The organism is Streptomyces sp. SID14436, assembly GCF_010548465.1.
Classification (GTDB): Bacteria; Actinomycetota; Actinomycetes; order Streptomycetales; family Streptomycetaceae; genus Streptomyces.
In genome coordinates, this window is sequence record NZ_JAAGMD010000457.1 from 1 (window position 1) to 4,955 (window position 4,955).

Genomic DNA, 4,955 nt, shown 5'->3' on the forward strand with positions numbered 1-4,955 from the left:
CCGGCGGCACGCCGCTGGGCGAGGAACCGGGCCGGCGCTGGGCGGGCGGCCGCTACTCCGCCCCGTACCTGCGCGACTCCCTCCTCGACGCCGGGGCGTTCGCCGAGACACTCGAGACCGCCACCTTCTGGTCCCGTGTCCCGGAGCTGTACGCGGCCGTCCGGGACGCCCTGACCGGCACCCTCACCGAGGCCGGGACCCCGCCCCTGGTCATGTGCCACATCTCGCACGTCTACGAGAACGGCGCCTCGCTCTACTTCACGGTCGTCTCGGCACAGGGCGACGACGCGGTGGCGCACTGGACCCGTGCCAAGCACGCGGCCAACGAGGCGATCCTCGCCGCCGGGGGCACCATCAGCCACCACCACGGCGTCGGCACCGACCACCGCGACTGGTACCTCCGGGAGATCGGCCCCGTCGCCGCGCAGGCACTGGACGCCGTGAAGCGGCACCTCGACCCCGCCGGACTGCTGAGCCCCGGCGTGCTCCTGCCCGCCGGTGAGTGAGCGGCACCCCGCCGGACCCCGCCCCGCCCACCCCACCCCTCGGCCCGCCGGAGGCAGCCCGATGCGCCAGTTCACCGCCGTCGTCAACCCCACCGCGGGCGGCTCGACCGGCGCCGCCGCGCTGATCACCCTGGCGCGGCTGCTCCGGGAGGCGGGCGCCGACCTGCGGACCGAGTACAGCCGCAGCCTCGCCCACGCGGGCGAACTGGCCCGCGCCGCCGGGGAACAGGGCCGGGTGGTGCTCGCCGTCGGCGGGGACGGCATCACCGGGTGCGTCGGCGGTGCCCTCAGCGGCACCGGCGCCACGCTCGGCCTGGTGCCCGCCGGCCGCGGCAACGACTTCGCCAGGGCCCTCGGCCTGCCCTCCGACCCCGGCGAGCTGGCGCGGATCCTCCTCACGGGCGAGCCCCGGCCGGTCGACACGATCGAGGTGACGTCCGCCGTCCACGACCGCACCGTGGTCCTCGGCAGCGTCTACGCCGGCGTCGACGCGCTGGCGAACCGGCACGCCAACCGCTCCCGCCTGCTGCGCGGTTCGGCCTCCTACTACGCCGGCGGGCTGCGCGCCGTCGCCTCCTGGCGGGCCGCGCGCTACCGCGTCACCGTCGACGGCGTGGAACACGCGCACACCGGCTACACCGTCGTCGCCGCCAACTCCGGCTACTACGGCTCGGGCCGCCTGATCGCGCCGGACGCCCGGGTCGACGACGGCCTGCTGGACGTCGTGATGATCGAGGAGGCGCCCCGCCGGCTGTTCTTCGCCCTGATGAACGAGCTGGAGTCGGGGGCCCACGTCAACCGCCCCCAGGTCCGTGTCCTGCGCGGGCGGGAGGTCCTCATCGAGGCCGACCGCGAGGTGCCCTACGGCACCGACGGCGAGGTCGAGGCCGTCCTCCCGGTCAGCGCCCGCGTCCTGCCGGGGGCGCTGCTGGTGCTCGGCTGACGGATGGTGCTCGGCTGACGGCTGGTGCTCGGCTGACGGGCCGGGCCGAGCGCTCCCGGCCGGCGGTCCTGCGGATTCCCGTGTGCGGACGCGGGCGGGTGGTGCGCCCGGCACCACGCGCCCGCGCCCGACGCGGGTTCCCGCCGTCCCTCACTCCTGTGTGCCGTGGTAGCGCTGCGCCAGCCGGGCGAGCGCGACCGCGCCGAGCAGCAGCCCGAAGTCGCGCAGGGCGACGTCGTAGTGGTCCGGGATGGTCAGCAGATTCACGATGATGCCGGCCAGCCAGCCCGCGACCAGCCAGCCCCCGAATCGCGGTGCCACGGCCACGACGACACCGGCCAGGATCTCGATCACTCCCACCATGTACATGGCTGCCTGGGCGTCGCCCGGCACGATGCCGTCGATCCACGGGGCGAGGTACCCGGGCCAGTCGACGAGCAGATTGGCGAACTTGTCCAGCCCGAACAGGACCGGCGCCACGATGAAGCCCGTCCGCAGGATCACGTACGCCTGGTAGCCGGGGTCGGCGAGCTGCGCGCGCCGCACACCGGCCGTGTTCTTGCTGGTGGTCGTGGAGGCCATGGCCCCTCCTTCTATCAACAAGGTTCATTGTTTATAGAAGACCTGTGGCGTTCTTTAGTCAAGGGCTGTGGGTTTTACACTGGTGTTCGTGGACGACACGGACGAAGTACGCGACCCAGACGTCTCCGCCATCGCCGCGCTCGGCGAACCCACCCGCCGGAGGCTCTACGACTACGTGGCGCGCCGCACCGATCCCGTCGGCCGGGACGAAGCCGCGTCCGACCTGGGGCTGGCGCGGCAGACCGCCGCGTTCCACCTCGACCGCCTCGCGGACGAGTCCCTGCTCGACGTGGTCTACGAGCGGCGCAGCGGGCGCACCGGACCCGGCGCGGGCCGCCCGGCCAAGCTCTACCGGCGGTCCGCGCGCCAGATAGCCGTCAGCCTGCCCGGCCGGCGCTACGAACTCGCCGGCCGGCTCCTGGCCCGCGCCGTGGAGGAGTCCGGCGCGACCGGTGAACCGGTGCGTGACGTCCTGCACCGCGAGGCGCGTGCGCTGGGCGCCCGCATCGGCGCCGACGGCGCGGGGGAGGAGGTGGTCGGCGTCCTGGAGCGGTACGGCTTCGAACCCCGGCGCGAGGACGGCACCGTCGTCCTGGGCAACTGCCCCTTCCACGCCCTGGCCCGCGAACACACGCAGACGGTGTGCGGGATGAACCTGCACCTGCTGGGCGGAGTCCTCGAAGGGCTCCGGGAGACCGGCTACACGGCCTGCCTGTCCCCGGCGGAGGGCCGCTGCTGCGTCCGCCTGGAACCCGTGGCCTGAACCGGGGCCGGGGGGACCACCCGGACCACCGGGCGCCCCGGCCCGCGCGGGGCGGCACGACCCCGGTGGCGGCCGTATCGTGGAACGGCCTGCCGACTGCCCTGTGCGGCAGCGCCCAGCCTCCCCGGAGGAGGACGACCCATGTCCACACGTTTCGAGGCCACCGTCGACATCGACCGCCCGATCGACGAGGTCTTCGCCTACCTGGCGGACGGGGGACACGACCCCGAGTTCAGCCCGCGCGTGCAGCGCATCGACAAGGAACCCGGCGGCCCCACCCACGTCGGCACCGTCTTCACCAGCACGGTCAAGGACGCCGGCATGACGACACGGCGGGAGTTCGAGATCACCGAACTGACCGCCCCCACCCGGATCCGCTGGCACGAACGCTCCCGCAACCTGATCACGGCGGACGAAGGCGGCTACGACCTGGAGCCGACCCCCGACGGCGGCACCCACGTGCGGCTCTGCAACGTCCTGGAGGGCCACGGCGTCGGCAAGCTGCTCCTGCCGGTGGCGGGCGGCGCGGCCCGCAAGGACGCCCCGGCCTTCGGACAGCGCATCAAGACGGCGGTGGAGGCGCACTGACCGTGCACAACTCGCCTGCCCGGCGGCGCACTTGGTGAAATCCCCCCGAGGGGTGTTCGTGAGAGCCGCCCCCGGATGATCACCCGCCGCATCCCTCTCCTAGCCTCTGAGGACGAAGAAGCAGTCGTCACGGACGCGAGAGCGGGGGCCGGCGGTTTTGCGTACGGGCGTGGGCGCGGGAGCCGCGTCGTCGGTGAGGCGTCTCAGGGCCGTGGCGGTGCAAGAGGCGCCGGCGGTGGCGGTGTTCACCGGGCTCGTGCCGTTGTCGGTGTTCGCGGCGACGGCGGTGTGGGCCTTCGAGCCGGACCGCGAGCGGCGTTTCCTGCTGCTGATGATCTGTCTGGGAGTCGCCACCCTGGCCGTGTCGGCGCTCGGCGCTTCAAGGCGCTGCGCGGAGTACAGCGGACGGCCGACGTGGTGGCGGCGGTCCTGCACGAGGAGCCGGAGCGCGCCGGGCCGCCTCCCGCGCTGCCCCGCTCGGTTCCGGGACGGGGCAGCGGGCCGCTGCTGACCTGGGCCCACGGCACGTCGTTCGCCGGAGGGCTGGTGGGGTTCTGGTTCCTCGGCGTGGGCGAACCCTGGGAGGACGGGCGGCTGCACTCCGCCGGTGAGCTGTGGGTGTGGGGCGGCGCGCTGGCCGTGATCGCCCTGTACTGCGCGCTCAACGTGGAGGGGGCCGTCTCCCGCCTCCTCCCCGGCCGCACCCGTGCCGTGCGCGGGACGGTGCGCAACGGGCAGGTGGTGGTGGCGGCCGGGGACGATCCGCGCGGACCCCTCCGCGTCGACCTGCGGATCGGTGGAACGGACCCCGACGGACTGGCCGCCGGTATGGAAGGGCGCATCAACCGGGTCCTCGGAGTCGGCCGCCTGGGCCTCGGCGCTGCCGCCGCCGCGTGCGCGCTGATCAGCATCACCATGCGGTTCGCGACGGGTGAGCCGGAGGAGTCCGGCCCGGCGCAGGAGGGGGCGACCGCCTGAGTCCGCTCGAGGCCGTGACGCCAACTTCCTTCCCCGGGCCGGGGGTTCCCCACCGGTCGGTGACCGGGATCCGCCCCCGTTGTCAGTGCCGAATTGCAGAATGATCGGAAAAGGAGATCAACACCGGCGCCCCGCTGGGTAGACGGTCTCGAGTCCCGGCTCCGGAAAGGCCCTGCTGATGCTCTCCACCGTCGATCAGGCCGCACGCCTCGTCGCCCTCCCGGCCCCGCGCAACCGCTCCTCCCGCACCGCTGCCGGACCCGCCGCCCGGCCCCTGCCCCGGCCCCAGGGTGCGCCCGGGGCGCCCGCGCAGGACGTGCTGCGCATCGTCTCCGACCCGCGCACTCCCACCTACGTGAGCGTGCACGCCAACGGCCGTCGCCGGTACAGCTATTGGCGTCCGATCGACTCCACCACCGGCCTCGGCGGCTGCTACGTCGCGCTGCCCACGGACGAGTGCGACGCCCTGCACGCCGCCGGCCGGATCACGCTCGGCGACCCCGTGGTCGACCCGCACCGCACGACGTACCGGGTCCGTGCCGCGGTGCGCACGCCCGCCGCCCCGGCCCGTCCGGCGGTCCGCACCGCCGAGCCG

General features: G+C 74.2%; 8 protein-coding genes. 6 read left to right on the forward strand and 2 right to left on the reverse strand.

Translation table 11 applies throughout. The features are described 5' to 3' along the window. Both G3I53_RS15790 and G3I53_RS15795 read left to right on the forward strand, forming a co-directional pair. On the forward strand, positions 1-506 hold a 506-nt coding region (locus G3I53_RS15790; RefSeq protein ID WP_275406504.1), incomplete at its 5' end, for an FAD-linked oxidase C-terminal domain-containing protein. A 61-nt stretch (positions 507-567) separates the two neighbouring features. After that, the gene (locus tag G3I53_RS15795) at positions 568-1,449 is read left to right on the forward strand and encodes a YegS/Rv2252/BmrU family lipid kinase (protein WP_164438463.1); all 882 of its coding nucleotides are present in this window, start codon (positions 568-570) and stop codon (positions 1,447-1,449) included. Between the two features lie 150 nt (positions 1,450-1,599). On the opposite strand, the gene G3I53_RS15800 is transcribed toward G3I53_RS15795, so the two are convergent. Further along, complete coding sequence (locus G3I53_RS15800) at positions 1,600-2,031, reverse strand: hypothetical protein (protein ID WP_164333214.1); 432 nt, start codon at positions 2,029-2,031, stop codon at positions 1,600-1,602. A gap of 82 nt (positions 2,032-2,113) precedes the next feature. Between G3I53_RS15800 and G3I53_RS15805 the strand changes: the two genes are divergently transcribed. Both G3I53_RS15805 and G3I53_RS15810 read left to right on the forward strand, forming a co-directional pair. Continuing rightward, positions 2,114-2,794: a helix-turn-helix domain-containing protein gene (locus G3I53_RS15805; protein ID WP_164333216.1), complete on the forward strand. Its 681-nt coding sequence runs from the start codon at positions 2,114-2,116 to the stop codon at positions 2,792-2,794. Positions 2,795-2,935: 141 nt separating this feature from the next. Beyond that, positions 2,936-3,382 (forward strand): SRPBCC family protein, encoded by a 447-nt coding sequence (locus G3I53_RS15810; protein WP_164333213.1) that lies wholly within the window; start codon positions 2,936-2,938, stop codon positions 3,380-3,382. Positions 3,383-3,481: 99 nt separating this feature from the next. On the opposite strand, the gene G3I53_RS15815 is transcribed toward G3I53_RS15810, so the two are convergent. Beyond that, on the reverse strand, positions 3,482-3,736 hold the full coding sequence (locus tag G3I53_RS15815) for a hypothetical protein (protein ID WP_164333212.1): 255 nt from the start codon (positions 3,734-3,736) through the stop codon (positions 3,482-3,484). Between the two features lie 60 nt (positions 3,737-3,796). Between G3I53_RS15815 and G3I53_RS15820 the strand changes: the two genes are divergently transcribed. After that, positions 3,797-4,360 (forward strand): hypothetical protein, encoded by a 564-nt coding sequence (locus G3I53_RS15820; RefSeq protein WP_164333211.1) that lies wholly within the window; start codon positions 3,797-3,799, stop codon positions 4,358-4,360. 178 nt (positions 4,361-4,538) lie between these two features. Next, on the forward strand, positions 4,539-4,955 hold a 417-nt coding region (locus G3I53_RS15825; RefSeq protein WP_164438464.1), incomplete at its 3' end, for a hypothetical protein.